Annotated in this window: 12 protein-coding genes; 3 read left to right on the top strand and 9 right to left on the bottom strand. The window is 70.6% G+C overall.

The features are described 5' to 3' along the window. Positions 1 to 29 precede the first annotated feature (29 nt). The 9 genes from ehuA to pip form a co-directional block, all read right to left on the bottom strand. A complete protein-coding gene (ehuA, locus tag AB0C21_RS14860) occupies positions 30 to 977 on the bottom strand; it encodes an ectoine/hydroxyectoine ABC transporter ATP-binding protein EhuA (RefSeq protein WP_500204625.1) in 948 nt (315 codons plus the stop codon). Beyond that, a complete protein-coding gene (ehuD, locus tag AB0C21_RS14855; RefSeq protein WP_200841655.1) occupies positions 964 to 1,617 on the bottom strand; it encodes an ectoine/hydroxyectoine ABC transporter permease subunit EhuD in 654 nt (217 codons plus the stop codon). Before ehuD ends, ehuA begins: the two co-directional genes overlap by 14 nt. Then, entirely contained in the window at positions 1,617 to 2,333 is a 717-nt protein-coding gene (gene ehuC / locus AB0C21_RS14850; protein ID WP_500204623.1) for an ectoine/hydroxyectoine ABC transporter permease subunit EhuC, read from the bottom strand. Before ehuC ends, ehuD begins: the two co-directional genes overlap by 1 nt. A 3-nt stretch (positions 2,334 to 2,336) precedes the next feature. Next, positions 2,337 to 3,230, bottom strand: coding sequence for an ectoine/hydroxyectoine ABC transporter substrate-binding protein EhuB (gene ehuB / locus AB0C21_RS14845; RefSeq protein ID WP_353821126.1), 894 nt, complete (start codon positions 3,228 to 3,230; stop codon positions 2,337 to 2,339). A gap of 96 nt (positions 3,231 to 3,326) precedes the next feature. Continuing rightward, positions 3,327 to 4,292: an ectoine hydroxylase gene (gene thpD, locus AB0C21_RS14840; RefSeq protein WP_500204620.1), complete on the bottom strand. Its 966-nt coding sequence runs from the start codon at positions 4,290 to 4,292 to the stop codon at positions 3,327 to 3,329. After that, complete coding sequence (locus tag AB0C21_RS14835) at positions 4,289 to 4,684, bottom strand: ectoine synthase (protein WP_089312209.1); 396 nt, start codon at positions 4,682 to 4,684, stop codon at positions 4,289 to 4,291. The genes thpD and AB0C21_RS14835 overlap by 4 nt, the downstream gene beginning before the upstream one ends. Before the next feature lie 34 nt (positions 4,685 to 4,718). Then, positions 4,719 to 5,981, bottom strand: a complete 1,263-nt coding sequence (ectB, locus tag AB0C21_RS14830; RefSeq protein WP_500204618.1) for a diaminobutyrate--2-oxoglutarate transaminase — start codon at positions 5,979 to 5,981, stop codon at positions 4,719 to 4,721. A 52-nt stretch (positions 5,982 to 6,033) separates the two neighbouring features. Continuing rightward, a complete protein-coding gene (gene ectA, locus AB0C21_RS14825; RefSeq protein ID WP_149257194.1) occupies positions 6,034 to 6,582 on the bottom strand; it encodes a diaminobutyrate acetyltransferase in 549 nt (182 codons plus the stop codon). 619 nt (positions 6,583 to 7,201) lie between these two features. Then, positions 7,202 to 8,170: a prolyl aminopeptidase gene (gene pip, locus AB0C21_RS14820; RefSeq protein ID WP_500204616.1), complete on the bottom strand. Its 969-nt coding sequence runs from the start codon at positions 8,168 to 8,170 to the stop codon at positions 7,202 to 7,204. A gap of 373 nt (positions 8,171 to 8,543) precedes the next feature. Between pip and AB0C21_RS14815 the strand changes: the two genes are divergently transcribed. The 3 genes from AB0C21_RS14815 (at position 8,544) to AB0C21_RS14805 (ending at position 13,514) form a co-directional block, all read left to right on the top strand. Then, entirely contained in the window at positions 8,544 to 10,286 is a 1,743-nt protein-coding gene (locus tag AB0C21_RS14815) for a coiled-coil domain-containing protein (RefSeq protein WP_500204614.1), read from the top strand. 892 nt (positions 10,287 to 11,178) lie between these two features. Next, positions 11,179 to 12,873 (top strand): CTP synthase, encoded by a 1,695-nt coding sequence (pyrG, locus tag AB0C21_RS14810; RefSeq protein WP_500204613.1) that lies wholly within the window; start codon positions 11,179 to 11,181, stop codon positions 12,871 to 12,873. Beyond that, entirely contained in the window at positions 12,870 to 13,514 is a 645-nt protein-coding gene (locus tag AB0C21_RS14805) for an NUDIX domain-containing protein (RefSeq protein ID WP_500204611.1), read from the top strand. Before pyrG ends, AB0C21_RS14805 begins: the two co-directional genes overlap by 4 nt. Positions 13,515 to 13,544: the final 30 nt, after the last annotated feature.

The following is a 13,544-nucleotide window of genomic DNA, read 5'->3' as shown; positions in this document are numbered from 1 at the left end:
ACACGAGATCCCTGTCGGGAGCGGCCCGGTCAGGAGGCGAGGACGGCCTGCAGGAAGTCGCGGGTGCGCTGCTCGGACGGCTCGCCGAAGATCTGCTCCGGGGGCCCCTCCTCGACGATCTGGCCCTGGTCGAACATCAGGACGCGGTCGGAGATGTCCTTGGCGAAGGCCATCTCGTGGGTGACGCAGAGCATGGTCAGGTCGCTCTGCCGGGCGATGTCGCGCAGCAGGTCCTGGACGCCGACGACGAGCTCGGGGTCGAGCGCCGAGGTGACCTCGTCCAGCAGCAGCACCCTCGGCTGCATGGCCAGCGCCCGCGCGATCGCCACCCGCTGCTGCTGACCGCCCGACAACTGGGAGGGATGCGCGCTCTCCTTGTCCGACAGGCCGACCATGTCCAGCAGGCCGCGGGCCCGCTCGACCGCCTCGTCCTTGGACACCCCGAGCACGCGCACCGGCCCCTCGGTGAGGTTGCGCAGCACGTTCATGTTCGGGAACAGGTTGAACTGCTGGAACACCATGCCGACCTGCTTGCGCATCTCGTGCAGGTGCTTCTGGTTCGCGGGGACGCGCTTGCCGCCGCGGTCCATGTGCCACAGCGTCTCGTCGCCGATCCAGATCAGGCCCTCGTCGAGCTTCTCCAGCGTCATCAGCAGCCGCAGGATCGTGGTCTTGCCCGACCCGCTCGGCCCGATGAGCGTCACCCGCTCGCCCGGCGCCACGGTGAAGTCGAGTTCGCGGAGCACGACGTTGGAGCCGAACCGCTTGACCACCTTCTCGAAGCGGATGCCCGGCGCCTCACCGCGCGGCAGCGCCGCGGACGGGTCGGCCTTCGAGGCGGTGCCCTTCCCGAGGGAGGCGCCCGCCTCGGCGGCCGCCCCGCTCGCGGCGGGGTTCTGGGACGCGGCTTCGGCGTCCGAAGAGGGGCGCTGCGCCATGCCCCCGGGGTCGGCTTCGTCGGTGTTAGTTGGTGGCATAACGCCTCTCCAAGCGGCGGACGAGTATCGAGGATATGACGCTGACCACGACGAACAACAGGCCGACCATGGTGATCGGCTCCAGGAACTGCAGGGTCCTGGACCCGACCTGGTAGGCCGAGAACAGCAGTTCCGCGACGTTGATCGCCAGCAGCATCGGCGAGTCCTTGAACATCGCGATCAGGTAGTTGCCGAGCGTCGGGATGACCCGCCGGATCGCCTGCGGCAGGACCACGTCCAGCCACACCCGCGAACGCGGCAGGTTCAGCGCGGTGCACGCCTCCCACTGCCCCTTGGGGACGTCGGCGATCCCGGCCCGGTACACCTCGGCCGTGTAGGTCGAGTAGTGGATCCCGAGCGTGATGGTGCCCGCGGTGAGCGACCCGATGGTGACGCCCCACGCGGGCAGTACGAAGAACACGAAGTACAGCTGCGGGATCAGCGGCGTCGACCGGATGAACTCGGTGATCCACCGGATCGTCTGGTTGAAGACCCGGCTCGGCGAGCGGCGCAGCAGCGTCCACACCAGACCGAGGACCAGGGCGATCACGTAGCCCAGCAGCGTCGCGACCAGCGTGTAGCGCAGCCCGTCCAGCAGGTCGGGGAGGATCTCGCCGGAGTAGTGCCAGTCCCAGCTCATCAGGCGCTCACCCCCGCCCCGGGCGCGCCGGCCGCGATCGTCCCGAGGGACGGCTCAGCCGGCAGCCTGCGGCCCAGCATCCGGTCCACGCGCCGCTCGGCGTAGCGGACGAACAGCTGGAGCACCTGCGCGATCACGAAGTACAGGACGAGCACGACCGTGAACGCGGCGACGGTCTGGCCGGTGCTGCCCTGGATGTTCTTGGAGACGCGGGTCAGGTCGACCAGGCCGACCAGGGACACGATCGCCGTGCCCTTCATCAGCTCGATGATCAGGTTGCCGAACGGGGGCAGCATCAGCGCGAACGCCTGCGGCAGCAGGACGCGCCGCATGCGCTGGAACGGGGTGAAGTTCAGCGCGATCGTCGCCTCGTACTGGGCCTTCGGGACGGCGTTGATCGAACCGCGCACCACCTCTGCGCCATAGGCGCCGACGTTCAGGCCGAGGGCCAGTACGGCCGCGAACATCGTGGTGAACCGGAGGCCGATCAGGGGCAGGGCGTAGAAGAACCAGTACAGCAGCACCAGCGTCGCGTTGCCGCGGAAGAACTCCACGTACACGCGGTTGAGCACCCGCACCCAGGGGTGGCGTGACGTGCCCGCCATCCCGAAGACCAGGGCGAGCACCAGCGCCAGCACGCCGCCGAGGAGGGTGAGCCGGATGGTGACCCACGCCCCGTCCAGCCACTGGGGATAGCTGTCGAGGACCTCGGACACGGGTCAGCCCTGGCAGAACTTGGCGGCGGTGTCCCCCGGGCCGGGCATCTCCGCCTGGGTGAAGCCGAACGGCTGCAGGACCGGCAGCAGCTTGTTGCCCTGCTGGAGCTTGGCGAGCTCGCCGTTCCAGGCGTTCACCAGGTCGGTGTCGGCCTTGCGGAACGCGAACGCGCCGGCGCCGAGCTGCTCCTTGCCGTCGATGACGGGGGTGAACGCGTCGGTGACCTCGAAGCCCTCGCCCTGGTGCTTGGTCAGCAGGTCGGCCAGGGAGATGCGGGTCAGCCAGATGCAGTCGATGCGCCCGGCCTTCAGGCCCTCGTAGGCGCTCGCCTGGTCGGCGAACGTCTTGATGTCGCCCTTCTTGACGCCGGTCTTCTCGGCGTACCCGGCCTCGACCGCGCCGGTGAGCACGCCGACCTTGGCGCCCTTCTTGCCCGGGTCCTCGGCGGCCTTGAGGCCCTTGGGGTTGCCCTTCGGCACCATGAAGGCGCTCTTGGCGACGTACTCGGGGTTGGCGAACGCCGCCGAGGCGCACCGCTCCGGCGTGATGAACATGCCGGCGGCGATCGCGTCGAACCGCTTGGCGTTGAGCCCGCCGATGAGCCCGCCGAAGTCGACCTGGACGCCCTTGATCTCGTCGATGCCGAGGTTCTTGAAGATGGCGCGCGCGAGCTCGGGGGCCTCGCCGGTCAGCTTCCCGGACTTGTCGGTGTAGCCGTAGGGGGCCTCGTTGGCGAACCCGACCGTGATCACACCGGCCTTCTTGGCCTTCTCCAGCGTGCCGCCGCCGGCCTTCTCCGTCTCCGGATCCGTCGTGGAGCAGCCCGCCGCGGCCAGCGGCGCCGCGGCGGACAGCAGCACGGCGGTGCGGAGGAAGTCTCGTCTCGAGGAAGTCATCGTTGAACTCCTGATAGGTGTGCTCCGCGCCCGCAAGAAGGCCGGAAGGGCCCCCTTGCGGGCGCGGAGCGGGGTCGGGTTATCGAATTGTTAGGCTCAGGCGCCGGCGGCGCCCTCGGCGGCGGAACGGCCTTCCGCGCCCCCCTGGGCGCTCTCCGCCCCGACGGGAGTGAAGTCGCGGGCGCCGATGAAGGTGGGACGGGGCGCGGGCGCCGAGAACGGCTCGACGCACGTGTTCTCCACGCTGTTGAACACGATGAACACGTTGGAGCGCGGGAACGGGGTGATGTTCCCGTTCGAGCCGTGCATGCAGTTGCAGTCGAACATGGTGGCCGAGCCCGCCGAGCCCGTGAACAGCTCGATCCCGTGCTTGTCGGCCAGGATCGACAGGCTGTTGGGGTCGGGCGTCCCGATCTCCTGTCCGCGCAGGGACTCCTTGTAGTGGTCGTCCGGGGTCTCCCCGACGCAGGCCACGAAGGTCTTGTGCGAGCCAGGCATGATCATTAGCCCGCCATTGTGCACGAAATTCTCGGTGAGCGCGATGGATATGCTCACCGCGCGCATCCGGGGCATGCCGTCCTCCGCGTGCCAGGTCTCGAAGTCCGAGTGCCAGTAGAAGTCCTTGCCAGTGAAACCTGGCTTGTAGTTGACCCGGCTCTGGTGGACGTAAACCTCCGAGCCGAGGATCTGCCGGGCCCGGCCGACGACGCGGGGGTCGCGGACGAGTTCGGCGAACACCTCGCTGATCTTGTGCACCTCGAAGATCGAGCGGACCTCGTCCGAGCCGCGCTCGGTGACCGTGCGCTCGTCGGCCAGGATCCGCGGGTCCGCGGACAGCCGGCGCAGCTCGGCACGGTAGTCCTCGACCTCCTCCGGCGCGAGCAGCTGGTCCACGGACAGGAAGCCGTTGGCCTCGTAGGCCTCGAGTGTGGCGGCGTCGACGGGCCCGTCCTGGGCCTCGCCGTACACGACCGGGTCCTGGCGGTACAGCAGCGCGGCCTCGGAGGACTTCCGGGTGGGGTAGGCGTCGTCGATCGTCGGATGGGACTCGATGATGCTCATGCGTCCTCCTCGGTCAGCAGCGGGTACACGCCGTTCTCGTCATGGACCTCCCGGCCGGTGCAGGGCGGGTTGAACACGCAGACGGTCCGCACGTCCGTGTGCGCGCGCAGCGTGTGGTGCTCGTGGCCGTCGAGCAGGTACATCACGCCCGGCTCGATCTTGTGCTTCTCGCCCGTCTCGTCGTTGGTCAGCTCGCCCTGGCCCTCGACGCAGTACACGGCCTCGATGTGGTTGGCGTACCACATCTTCGTCTCGGTGCCCGCGTACAGGATCGTCTCGTGCAGCGAGAACCCGACGCCCTCTTTGGCCAGCACGAAGCGGCGGCTGCACCAGGTCGGCGCCTGCACGTCGCGCTCCGTGCCGATGATCTCCCCGAGGGAACGAACGATCATTGAGACTCCCTTGTTCTGTTCGGTGCCCGGCGGCTCAGGCGGTGACCTTCTGGCGGACGGCCTCCACCGAGTCCGCGATGATCTCCAGGCCGGTGGCCAGCTCGGACTCGGTGGTGGTGAGCGGCGGCAGCAGCTTGGCGACCTCGCCCTCGGGCCCGGAGGTCTCCATCAGCAGCCCCCGCGCGAACGCCTCGCCGCACACCTTCGAGGCCGCCTCCGGGTCCTTCATCACCAGGCCCCACGCCAGGCCGCGGCCGCGGACGGAGTCGACGGCGCCGGCGTGCGCGATCGCGATCTCGTTCAGCGCCGCCTGGACCTGCTGGCCCTTGGCGAGGGTCTGCTTCTCGAAGTCGTCGCCGGTCCAGTAGTCCTCCAGCGCGCCGACGGCGGTGACGAACGCGGGGTTGAAGCCGCGGAAGGTGCCGTTGTGCTCTCCCGGGTCCCAGACGTCGAGCTCGCGCTTCATCAGCGTGACCGCGAAGGGCAGGCCGTAGCCGCTGAGGGACTTGGACAGGCAGACGATGTCCGGGGTGATCCCCGCCTCCTCGAAGCTGAAGAACGGCCCGGTGCGGCCGCACCCCATCTGCACGTCGTCGACGATGAGGAGGATGTCCTGCCGGCGGCAGAGGTCCTCCAGGCCGCGCAGCCACTCGGCGGTGGCGACGTTGATGCCGCCCTCGCCCTGCACGGTCTCCACGATGACGGCGGCGGGCTTGTCGAGGCCGCTGCCGCTGTCGTCCAGCATCGTCTCGAAGAGCAGGAAGTCGGGCGTCCGGCCGTCGAGGTAGTTGTCGTAGGGCATCGCCACGCCGTGCCCGAGGGGCACGCCCGCGCCGGTGCGCTTCATCGAGTTGCCGGTCACGGCGAGCGCGCCGAGCGTCATCCCGTGAAAGGCGTTGGTGAAGCTGACGACGGTCTCGCGGCCGGTGTACTTGCGCGCCAGTTTCAGCGCGGCCTCGACGGAGTTGTTCCCCGCGGGGCCGGGGAACTGGACTTTGTAGTCGAGGTTGCGGGGCTTCAGGACGTACTCGTTGAAGCGTTCCAGGAACTCCCGCTTGGCCGAGGTGTACATGTCGAGTCCGTGCACGACCGCGTCGCCGGCGAGATAATCCAGCAGCCGGCGTTTCAGCTGCGGGTTGTTGTGCCCGTAGTTGAGGGTGCCGGCGCCGGCGAAGAAATCGAGGTAGGTCTTGCCGTCCTCGTCGGTCATGTGGCTGCCCTGGGCCGTGGTGAACACCGTGGGCCAGCTTCTGCAGTAGCCGCGGACTTCCGATTCCAGGCGGTCGAAAACGTCCATGTCTGCCTCCAGGCAGGGTCGGAGAGGAGCGGGTGGGGGGCGTGGCGGGGGGTCAGTTCGCGGCGGTGATCGGGCCGATCCTGAAGAGCACCTCGGGCTCGTGTCCCCCCTCGGGGAAGTGCTCCGCGGCGAACAGCGGGCTGCGGGCGAGCTCGCACCCGCGGGCCCTGGCGAAGGATTCGAACATCGCGGTGGAGGCGGCGTTGTCCGGCGTGACCGTGGCCTCCATGAACCGGTGCCCGCGGGGGGCGAGCCGGTCGGCCAGGCCGTCGAGCATGCGGCGAGCGAGGCCCCTGCCGCGGTGGTCGCGGTCGACCGCGACCTGCCACACGAAGAACGTGTCCGGACGGGACGGGCGGACGTAGCCGGTGATGAAGCCGCAGGGGCCCGCGTCGTCGCGCGCGACGATCGAGGTGTCCGCGAAATCGCGGCACCAGAGCGCGTAGCTGTACGGCGAGTTGACGTCCAGGACCTGAGAGTCCCGGGCGAGCCGCCAAAGCGCGGGTCCATCGGCGAGGCTCGGCTCCTGGAGTAGCACTTCCGCGTTCGTCTCGTTCTTCTCGGGGCGTCGGGTCGGTGATTCCAGGGGTTGCGCTGCCATGTCCAGGCAACTTAGCGAATCTCGCGCGATGATCGCAGCCGATTGTTATCGGCGAGATGTTTAGCCGTGCCGATCGCTGGGTATGATTAAATGCTTTTGCGATTCGGGTGCAATTTCGGCGGTCTCGATGCGGGCCGCGATCCGCGTTTCCCCGTGATACGCAGGCGGTACTGCCAGATGCGCCGGAGATGTTTCGAGCATGCTTCCTGAATGCAACCTTAACGTTTCGCCGCTGCGTCAGGAGTGCTTTTTTGTATCGGTTATGTGAGGTAAGTCACATAGATCCGGTGTCAACGGGCCCGGTGCGGCGGGCGTCACTTCGCATCGCGGGAGGTCGAGCCGCGAGCGGCCGGGCTGTGGCGGGAGTGGGTCAAGGCACTCTCCGAGGCCCCGTGTACTTACCTTCAAGGGGCAGGTGCTCCATCCAGAGGGTAAGACCTGGATGGCTTATGGGTTAGGGAATCCGGGTTTCGGTCCGCTTCCGGGGCGGCCGAGGCCCGGCGAGAACGCCGGACGCCGGCCTCCTTGCGGACGTCCTGAATCAGCCTGAAGGTGAGACCGATTCAGGTTCGGCCTCACATCGTCCGATTCCTCTAAGTTATCAGACGGTCACGACGAGTCACGACTTGCCCGCGAAGCGGTCGGTCGCCTCGATCAGGCGGTGCAGGATCCCCGGCTCGCTGTAGGCGTGCCCCGCGTCGTCGACGATGTGGAAGTCGGCCTCGGGCCACGCGCGGTGCAGGTCCCATGCCGTCGCGACCGGCGTGCACACGTCGTAGCGCCCCTGCACGATCACGGCCGGGATGTGGCGGATCTTGTCCACGTCCCGGATCAGCTGGTCCTCCTCGAGGAACCCCCCGTTGGTGAAGTAGTGGTTCTCGATGCGGGCGAACGCCACCGCGTACTCCGGCTCGCCGAACCCGCCGGCCATCTCCGGGTCCGGCCGCAGGGTGAGCGTCGAGCCCTCCCACGTCGCCCACGCCTTCGCGGCCGCGACCCGCACCTCGGGGTCCGGCGACTCGAGCCGCTCGCGGAACGCCGAGATGAGGTCCTCGCGCTCGTCCTCGGGGATCGGCTCGACGTACTTCTCCCACAGGTCGGGGAACAGCAGCGACGCCCCCTCCTGGTAGAACCAGTACAGCTCGAACGGCCGCAGGGTGAAGATGCCGCGCAGCACCAGCTCGGTCACCCGGTCGGGGTGCGTCTGCGCGTACGCCAGCGACAGCGCGCTGCCCCAGCTCCCGCCGAACACCAGCCAGCGCTCGATGCCGAGGTGCTCGCGGAGCCGCTCCATGTCGGCGACCAGGTTCCAGGTGGTGTTGCTCTCCAGCGACACCTCCGGGTCCTTCGCGTGCGGCAGGCTGCGGCCGCAGTTGCGCTGGTCGAACAGGACGATCCGGTACGCCTCGGGGTCGAACTGCCGGCGGTGGGCCGGGCTGCACCCGCCGCCCGGCCCGCCGTGCAGCATCACGGCGGGCTTGCCGTCGGGGTTCCCGCAGACCTCCCAGTAGATACGGTTTCCATCGCCGACGTCGAGCAGCCCGGAGTCGTAGGGCTCGATCGGCGGGTACAGCGTGCGAAGCTCCATGGAGCGCGATTGTCCCATCCGGCCCGCGTACCGGCGGGATGTGACCCACCGCACCCCGCGGAAGGGCCGCGCGAGGGGTGATCAGGCGTCCTGCGTGCGCGAACACCGGGCGGATGTCGAGAAGGCAAACCCCAAACTGGGCAAACGTTCCGCTGGTCGGGACTAGAGTGCCTCTAGTGAGCGAAGCGAGGAGCCACAGGGCCGGCAGCGGAGCGAACGAGATGTGCACAACGACCCCCGCGAACGCGGCCGTGCGCCGCCGGGCGAGGAGACACGTGAGCGAAGTGACGAGCCGTCGGGCCGGTAACGCTGCGAGCAGGGCGAACGGCGTGCCGCCGGTCGGCCCGCTCCCGTCCGGGAGGCGAGGAGACCGGTGAGCGAGCTGAACGGATCCGGCGGTTCCCGGGGCGTCCCCGAGGGGGCGGCCCCCTGGCCCGCCATGGGACGCGACCCGGGCGGCGCGCAGCAGGCGCTGCCGTCCGCCCAGCAGCCCATCCAGATGTCCAAGCCCGGGCAGCCCGGCCAACCGGGCCAGCCCGGCAGGCACGCGCAGACGGGGGAGATGGCGCGCCCCGACGTCGAGCAGACCGAGGCCCAGCCCTGGGACATCGTCGAGCGGCTCCGCCAGATGGCCGACCTCATCGGCGACGCGCTCGCCGCCGGGGAGCGCAAGGTCAACGAGGCGCAGACCGAGACGGCCTCGCAGATCGCCGCCGTCCAGGCGGAGAAGGAGTCCGCGCAGCGCGACGCGGCCGCCGCCTGGGGCGAGGTGCAGCGCGCTCGCGGCCAGGCCGAGCAGGCCGACCGCCGCGCCGTGGAGGCCGAGCGCCGCCTCACCGAGGCCCAGAACGAGAGCGCCTCGCAGGTCGCGGCCGTCCAGGCGGAGAAGGAGTCCGCGCAGCGCGACGCCGCGGCCGCGTGGGGCGAGGTGCAGCGCGCTCGCGGCCAGGCCGAGCAGGCGGAACGCCGCGCCGTGGAGGCCGAGCGCCAGGTCGCCGAGGCCGAGCGCCGCACCGCCGAGGTCCAGAACGAGGCCGTCACGCAGATCGCGGCGCTCCAGACCGAGAAGGAGAACGCCCAGCGCGACGCGGCCGCCGCCTGGAACCAGGCCCAGCAGGGCCGCGCCCAGGCCGACCAGGCCCGCGGCCAGGCCGAGCAGGCGCGCGTCCAGGCCGACCAGGCCCGCGCGCAGGCCGAGCAGACCCGCGCGCAGATGGAGCAGCTGCAGGCCCAGGTCGAGCAGGCCGAGCGCCGCGTCGCCGAGGCCGAGGCGACGGTCCGGCAGGCGATCCAGCAGCGCGACGCCATGAGCGAGGCCCGCGACGACGCCCTGCGCGCCGTCGAGGACGCCGTCGGCGCCCGCCGCTCCGCCGAGGCCGAGCGCGACCGCGTCGCCGAGCAGGCGGGGGAGCTGTCCCGCGCGCTGGAGACCGCGCACAGCGAGCTGTCGGCGCTGCGCGCCAAGGTCACCGACGCCGAGATGACCGCGCAGAACCTCCAGCACGCCGTCGTCGCCGCCGGCAAGGAGGCCGACGAGTCCCGACGCCGCGCCGAGGTCGCCGAGCGCCGCGCGCAGGAGAACGAGCGCCGCGCCCAGGAGGCCGAGCGGCGGGTGCAGGACTCCGAGCGCCGCGCCCAGGAGGCCGCCGCACGCGCCGACGCCGCCGAGGCCGAGCGGCAGCAGGCCCTCGACACGGCCGCCCAGTCGCTGGAGGCCGCCAAGAAGGCCGAGCGGGAGCGCGACGGCAGCGCCAAGGCGCGCGAGGCCGCCGAGCGGGGCCGCGAGGCCGCCGTCCAGGCGCAGGCGCGCGCCGAGTCCGAGCTCACCCTGGCCCGCGGCCGCGCTGACCAGGCCGGTCGCGAGCGCGACAAGACCGTCGCCGCGATGCGCCAGCTGGCCGCCGAACGCGACGCCGTCGCCGAGAAGCTCGCCGAGCGCGACCAGTGGGTCGACCAGCTGGCCCAGGCCGTCACCGAGCAGCGCGCCCAGATCGCCGAACTCTCCCAGGAACGCGACGCCGCCCGCCAGGCCGCCGACCAGGCCCGCTCCCTGATCGACGAGCTGACCAGGCAACTCCGCACCATCATGCCCACCGCCGCCACCCCCCGCCTCTAGGGGCCGCGCTCCCACCCGGAGGCCGGAAAAGCCAGAGCCGACCGCCACGCCACCCAGGCGCGGCGGTCGCGTCGACTCCAGCCGTCGCCGCACCCGAGCCCCACGGGTTGGCCGCGTTCGAGAGTAGAGGCGAGCCTTAGGGCCGCCGTCGCGCTGACCAGGCGCGACGACCACGTAGACACCGGCCGTCGCCGCGCTTGAACGGCGCCCGCAAAGGCTCCGATCGCGTCCGAAGACGGGGGCTGACGAGCCGTACGGGCACGTCCGCCGCAACAACCTAGGCCGTCACGGCAGCGACCCGCGGGTTGTGATCACGTCTGAAAGCGAGGCGAGCCGCAGGTCCCGCCGTCGCGCTGACCAGGCACGGCGGCGCGACAACTTCAGCGGTCGCAGTGCCCACGCGGCGCTCCTGGGGTTGTGATCGCGTCCGATGGCAGGGGGGCCGCCGAACTGTACGGGCCCGGCGCCGCGACACCCTGAGCAGGCGTCGTGGCCATGCGACGATCCGCCGATTGTGATCGCGTCTGGAGGCGGGCGAGTTGTACGTCCGCCGTTGTGCTGGGCGGGTGTGGCGGGCGCGGCGACATCAGCCGTCGCCGCAACCACGCGACGACCTGAAGGTTGCGATCGCGTCCGAAGGCAGGGGCGAGCGGAGCGAGACCCTGATCGCGCAGTGAGCCGCTAGGCGAGCCGGAGCGATGCCAGCGATCGCCCGCGCTTCTCGACGATGGAGGGCCGCCAGGCCCGAAGGAGGAGAGAAGCGCAGTAGGAACCGCCGGCGTTTCTCGACGATGGAGGCCCCCCGGGCCGAAGGAGGAGAGAAATGCAATAAGCTAGAACCCCGTGGACAGTGCGGTACCGTCCGCCTCGCAACGACCACGGGAGCGCCTTCTTGCCATCGGCTACCACTGGTAGATCACGTCCTACCAAGCATCTCTTCGTCACCGGCGGTGTCGCCTCCAGCCTCGGCAAGGGTCTGACGGCGTCCAGCCTCGGGCGGCTCCTGGCCCTCCGCGGGCTCCGGGTCACCATGCAGAAGCTCGACCCCTACCTCAACGTCGACCCGGGCACGATGAACCCGTTCCAGCACGGCGAGGTCTTCGTCACCGACGACGGCGCCGAGACGGACCTGGACATCGGGCACTACGAGCGGTTCCTCGACACCGAGCTGCACGGGTCCGCGAACGTCACCACCGGTCAGGTCTACTCGAACGTGATCGCCAAGGAGCGGCGCGGGGAGTACCTCGGCGACACCGTCCAGGTGATCCCGCACATCACCAACGAGATCAAGGACCGGATCCGCGGGATGGCCGACGACGGCGACGTCGACATCGTCATCACCGAGGTGGGCGGGACGGTCGGCGACATCGAGTCGCTGCCGTTCCTGGAGTCGGTCCGGCAGATCCGGCACGAGATCGGGCGGGAGAACTGCTTCTTCCTGCACGTGTCCCTGCTGCCCTACATCGGCCCGTCCGGGGAGCTGAAGACCAAGCCGACGCAGCACTCGGTCGCGGCGCTGCGCTCCATCGGCATCCAGCCCGACGCGATCGTGTGCCGGTCGGACCGGCCGATCACCGACGGGCTCAAGCACAAGATCAGCCTGATGTGCGACGTGGACCGCGAGGCCGTGGTGTCCGCGGTGGACGCCGCCAGCATCTACGACATCCCGAAGGTGCTGCACTCCGAGGGCCTGGACGCCTACGTGGTGCGCCGCCTGGACCTGCCGTTCCGCGACGTCGACTGGGGCGCGTGGGACGAGCTGCTCCGCCGCGTCCACAAGCCCGCCCGCGAGGTCACGATCGCGCTGGTCGGCAAGTACATCGACCTGCCCGACGCCTACCTGTCGGTCACCGAGGCGCTGCGGCACGGCGGGTTCGGCAACGACGCCAAGGTGCACATCCGCTGGGTGAAGAGCGACGACTGCGAGACGCCCGAGGGCGCCAAGCGGGAGCTCGACGGCGTCGACGGCGTCCTCGTCCCCGGCGGGTTCGGCGTCCGCGGCATCGAGGGCAAGCTCGGCGCCGTCCGGCATGCCCGGGAGAACCGCGTCCCGCTGCTCGGCATCTGCCTCGGGCTCCAGTGCATGGTCATCGAGGCGGCGCGGAACCTCGGGGGCCTCGCGGACGCCGGCAGCGCCGAGTTCGACGCCACCACCGCCCACCCTGTCGTCGCCACGATGGCCGACCAGCTCGACGTCGTCGCCGGGGAGCGCGACATGGGCGGCACGATGAGGCTCGGCCTCTACCCGGCGGACCTGGCCGACGGCTCCGTCGTCCGGGACCTGTACGGGGAGGCGAAGGTGTCCGAGCGGCACCGGCACCGCTACGAGGTCAACAACGCCTACCGCGACCGGCTGGAGGAGGCCGGGCTGCGGTTCTCGGGCCTGTCGCCCGACGGCCGCCTGGTCGAGTACGTCGAGCTGCCCCGCGACCAGCACCCGTTCTTCGTCGGGACGCAGGCGCACCCGGAGTTCCGGTCCCGCCCGACCCGGCCGCATCCGCTGTTCACCGGCCTCGTCTCGGCCGCCCTCGACTACGCCGAGGCGCGCGCGGGCGAGGGCGGGGCGGGGACGGTGGCGGCGTCATGAGCGGCGAGGAGCTCGGCCCGGACGACGTCCGCGACCGCCCCGACAGCTGGAAGGTCGTGGAGTCGTCCACGGTCTACCGGGGGCGGGTCTTCAGCGTCCGCAGCGACCGGGTGGAGATGCCGCGCGGCGACGCCACGGAGGCCGTCGGCCGCGACGTGATCGAGCACATCGGCTCGGTCGGGGTCATCGCGGTCGACGACCGCGACCGGGTGCTGCTGCTGCGCCAGTACCGGCACCCGGTGTCGCGGCTGCTGTGGGAGGCGCCCGCCGGGCTGCGCGACGTCGACGGCGAGCCCCTGCACAAGCTCGCGGAGCGCGAGCTGCTGGAGGAGGCCGGCTACCGCGCCGAGCGGTGGGACACCCTGCTCGACGTGTACCCCTCGCCGGGCATGGCCGACGAGCGCATCCGGATCTTCCTGGCGCGCGGCCTCACCGAGGTGCCCGCCGACCAGATCGACTTCGAGCGCGTCCACGAGGAGGCCGACATGCCGGTCGTGTGGGTGCCGCTGGAGGAGGCGGTCCGCAAGGTGTTCGCCGGCGAGCTGCACAACATGATCGCGTGCATGGGGATCCTCGCGGTGCACGCGGCCCGCGGCTCGGACTTCGCGGACCTGCGCCCCGTCGACGCGCCGGAGGACTGAGCCGGATGAGGTCCCCCTCCGGCGGCCGGA

It is taken from the genome of Spirillospora sp. NPDC049024 (assembly GCF_040649235.1).
Classification (GTDB): Bacteria; Actinomycetota; Actinomycetes; order Streptosporangiales; family Streptosporangiaceae; genus Spirillospora.
The sequence above is the reverse complement of the archived record's forward strand: the minus strand, read 5'-3'. Positions and strand labels throughout refer to the sequence as shown.

Excerpts from the sequence above, each read along its gene's own strand:
- ehuA (WP_500204625.1), bottom strand. The coding sequence starts at position 977 with ATGCCACCAACTAACACCGACGAAGCCGACCCCGGGGGCATGGCGCAG.
- ehuD (WP_200841655.1), bottom strand. The coding sequence starts at position 1,617 with ATGAGCTGGGACTGGCACTACTCCGGCGAGATCCTCCCCGACCTGCTG.
- ehuB (WP_353821126.1), bottom strand. The coding sequence starts at position 3,230 with ATGACTTCCTCGAGACGAGACTTCCTCCGCACCGCCGTGCTGCTGTCC.
- thpD (WP_500204620.1), bottom strand. The coding sequence starts at position 4,292 with ATGAGCATCATCGAGTCCCATCCGACGATCGACGACGCCTACCCCACC.
- AB0C21_RS14835 (WP_089312209.1), bottom strand. The coding sequence starts at position 4,684 with ATGATCGTTCGTTCCCTCGGGGAGATCATCGGCACGGAGCGCGACGTG.
- ectB (WP_500204618.1), bottom strand. The coding sequence starts at position 5,981 with ATGGACGTTTTCGACCGCCTGGAATCGGAAGTCCGCGGCTACTGCAGA.
- ectA (WP_149257194.1), bottom strand. The coding sequence starts at position 6,582 with ATGGCAGCGCAACCCCTGGAATCACCGACCCGACGCCCCGAGAAGAAC.
- pip (WP_500204616.1), bottom strand. The coding sequence starts at position 8,170 with ATGGAGCTTCGCACGCTGTACCCGCCGATCGAGCCCTACGACTCCGGG.
- AB0C21_RS14805 (WP_500204611.1), top strand. The coding sequence starts at position 12,870 with ATGAGCGGCGAGGAGCTCGGCCCGGACGACGTCCGCGACCGCCCCGAC.